This is a genomic window from Streptomyces fildesensis (assembly GCF_016107395.1).
GTDB lineage: Bacteria > Actinomycetota > Actinomycetes > Streptomycetales > Streptomycetaceae > Actinacidiphila > Actinacidiphila fildesensis.
The window spans coordinates 1-3,030 of record NZ_JAAIKO010000104.1 but is presented as its reverse complement, the minus strand read 5'-3'; the positions used below and the strand labels follow the sequence as shown (position 1 = coordinate 3,030).

The following is a 3,030-nucleotide window of genomic DNA, read 5'->3' as shown; positions in this document are numbered from 1 at the left end:
GGGGCCGGTACGGCCGGGACTTCCCCTGGGCCCGGCTGGGCGCGGCCGCGCTGCGGTCGGCCGCGGACGGCACGGGCTGGACGACGGTCGAGGAGTGGTCCGTGGCCGGCCGCCACTTCGTGGAGCTGTGGCGCTGCTGAGCCCCGTGGCCAGGGACCGCGCCCGCGTCGGGGCTCACGCCCACGTACGGTCCAGGAAGTCGGCGATCAGCGGTGCGATCTCCCCGACGCACTCCTCCAGCGCGAAGTGCCCGGTGTCGAAGGAGTGCACCTCGGCGTCCGGCACATCGCGCAGGAACGCGTGCGCTCCGGCCTCCACGAAGATGGCGTCGCGGTTCCCCCACAGCACCAGCGTCGGCGGCTGCTGCTTGCGCAGCCAGGCCTGCCACTGCGGGTACAGCTCGACGTTGCTGCGGTAGTCGTAGGCCAGCTGGAGCTGGATCACATCGCGCCCCGGCAGGTCGAGGAAGTACTGGTCGAGGAGCCAGCTTTCGGGGGGCACCGTGGACGCGTCGGTCGTGCCGCCCTCGTACTGGCTGCGGGTGAAGGCGGGGGTCAGCATCTGGCGCAGCCGCTCCTCGGATCCCTCGTCCTCGGGACGCTCGGCCACGAAGGCGCGCGCTATCGGGCTGAGCCCCTCCTCGTACGCGTTGCCGTTCTGCACCACGAGCCCCGCGATCCACTCCGGGTGGCGGGCGGCGAGGCGGAAGCCGGCCGGGGAGCCGAAGTCGAAGGCGTAGAGCGTGAAGCGGTGCAGGCCGAGGGCCTCGCAGAAGCCTTCCACGACATCGGCGAGCAGGTCGAAGGTGTAGGTGAGGGAGGCCGGTGCGTCGCTGTGCCCGAAGCCCGGGTAGTCGGGGGCGATCAGGTGGTACCGGCCGCCGAGCGCATCGATGAGCCGCCGGTACTGGTGCGAGGCGGACGGGAAGCCGTGCAGCAGGAGCAGGGTCGGGGCGTCCGGGTCGCCGGCCTCGCGGTAGAAGACTCGTACGCCGTCCACCTCGACGAACCGGTGTGCCACCCGGGGAAGTTCCAGAGCCGTCATCGCGCGTGCCTCCCGTGTGTGTCGGTGGGACTGTCCCACCGACACACACATGCTAATGCTTGAGATGCTCTCTATGCATTAGTTTTTGGGAAGAGATCGAAATCGGCGCAGCGCCGCCCATCCGGCTGCCAGCGCGGTGAGCACGGCCACCGCCCCCAGCACGATCAGCGTGTTGCGGGGATAGTCCAGCGGAAGCACCGACGGGTTGGACTTCGCGGTCGGCCGCAGCAGGAACGGCAACGCCACGGCGGTCAGGCACGCGGCGGTGATCAACCCGGCGCGCACCGGCCGCCGGATGTGCGGCGGCAGCCACCGGGACAGCACCGCGCCGACGGCCAGGACCACCGGCGTCAGCACCGCGTCGTGCAGCACGATGGCACCGGCCAGCCAGAACAGCACCTCGACCGGCGCCTTCACCGCACGGTTCGTGAACAGCTGTACGGCGCCCAGCCCCATCGCCGCCACACCCACCGCGCCGAGCGCGATACGCGCCTTCATGCCAGCACCTCCAGCCGGGATACCCACTTCGTCTGCAGCACGCCCGGCCGGTTCGGCGCGATGATCCGGGCCGGGAAGCCGTGGTCGACGGAGAGCGGCGCGCCGTTCAGCGTCAGCGCCAGCAGCGTCAGCGGATCGCGTGCGTACGTGGCGCCCATCTCCATCACCGAGTAGGCGCCGCCCTGTTGCAGGGACACCACCCTGATCCGCGCCCCGCGCGGGGCGCCCGCCCGGTCCAGCAGATCGCGCACCCGCACGCCCTCCCAGTGCGCGCTCTTGCTCCAGCCCTCGACGCAGGCGATCGGCAGCAGCGAGGCGTGCTGCTCCAGGGCGCGCAGTTCGGGCAGCGTCAGCTCGTAGGGGTTCGGCCCGGCGACCCGCAGCCGCCAGTCCGCCAGCCGCGCGGCGGTGATCCCGGCCGCGGCCGCGGTCTTGTTGACGGGCAGTCCCTGCGGGCCGTGGTCCGGATGCCGTGGCGCGAGCAGGTCGAAGTCCTTCAGCGGGGTGAAGGCCTGCCCGACGGTCGTCAGCGTGACCGCACCGACCGCCGCGCCGACCCCCAGTACGAACGCCCGCCGGTCCGGCCCGTCCGCGGCAGGCAGTTCCACGGTGCCGCCCGAACGCCGCGACCAGTGCGCCGCGATGACGGGTGCCTTCACCGCCAGATGCAGCAGCAGCGCGCCGATCGCGACCCAGGCCAGCGCCCAGTGCACGGGCACGAAGTTCCACGGCCACGGGTACCACTGCAGCGTGTTCAGCAGCCCGGTGAGCAACTGCAGCAGCACGGTCCCGACCAGCACCGCGATCGACAGCCGCTCCAGCGCCTTGCCCACCGACCGGGCCGGCGGCCAGGCGAAGAGCCGCGGGTACACCGTCCACAACTTCGCGAACAGCAGCGGGATCGCCGCGATGCCGGTCGCCACGTGCAGCCCCTGGGTGAGCCGGTAGCCCCACGACGGACGGCTGGGCAGCCGGTCCGCCGCCCAGTCCGGCGGATGCTGCAGATAGTGACTGACGAGGCCGGTCACGAAGCACACCGCGATGGCCGCGCCCAGCGCGCGGCCGACGACCGTGGCCGTCCGCGCGTCGTGCAGCCGCCCGGTGAACGCCCCCTCGCGGAGCGGGCCGCGGCGCAGCCACGCCGGCGGATCGGGGAGCGCGAGCCGCGCGCGGGGAGGAACGGGCGGGCGGCTCGGCGGGGCACCCGGCCCCGGCGGGGTGCTCGGCGCGCTGCCCTGAGAGCTCTTCGGCGGGTCGCTCCGGGGGCTCGGAGGCTTCGGGGGACGCTCCCCGTCTGATGGATTCTGCATGCCTCCATCACACCCCCGACCAGGGCTCCGGCAGGGGAGGCGACTCCTTACGGAATGCGGACGCGCCGCCGAGACCTTACGGATTGCGGACGCGGGGCCCGGCAGGAACCCGCCGGGCGCTTCCACCTGCCACGGTGGACGGTGTGGGAGTCCGCACCGTATGCACCTCAGTCCTCGT

Annotated in this window: 3 protein-coding genes; all 3 read right to left on the bottom strand. The window is 72.6% G+C overall.

Features of this window, described 5'->3' with window-relative positions:
* Positions 1–174 precede the first annotated feature (174 nt).
* Positions 175–1,044, bottom strand: a complete 870-nt coding sequence (locus C6N31_RS42025; protein WP_138359573.1) for an alpha/beta fold hydrolase — start codon at positions 1,042–1,044, stop codon at positions 175–177.
* A gap of 78 nt (positions 1,045–1,122) precedes the next feature.
* Positions 1,123–1,542 (bottom strand): hypothetical protein, encoded by a 420-nt coding sequence (locus tag C6N31_RS42020; RefSeq protein WP_138359575.1) that lies wholly within the window; start codon positions 1,540–1,542, stop codon positions 1,123–1,125.
* Positions 1,539–2,852 (bottom strand): molybdopterin-dependent oxidoreductase, encoded by a 1,314-nt coding sequence (locus C6N31_RS42015; protein WP_198359596.1) that lies wholly within the window; start codon positions 2,850–2,852, stop codon positions 1,539–1,541. Before C6N31_RS42015 ends, C6N31_RS42020 begins: the two co-directional genes overlap by 4 nt.
* Positions 2,853–3,030: the final 178 nt, after the last annotated feature.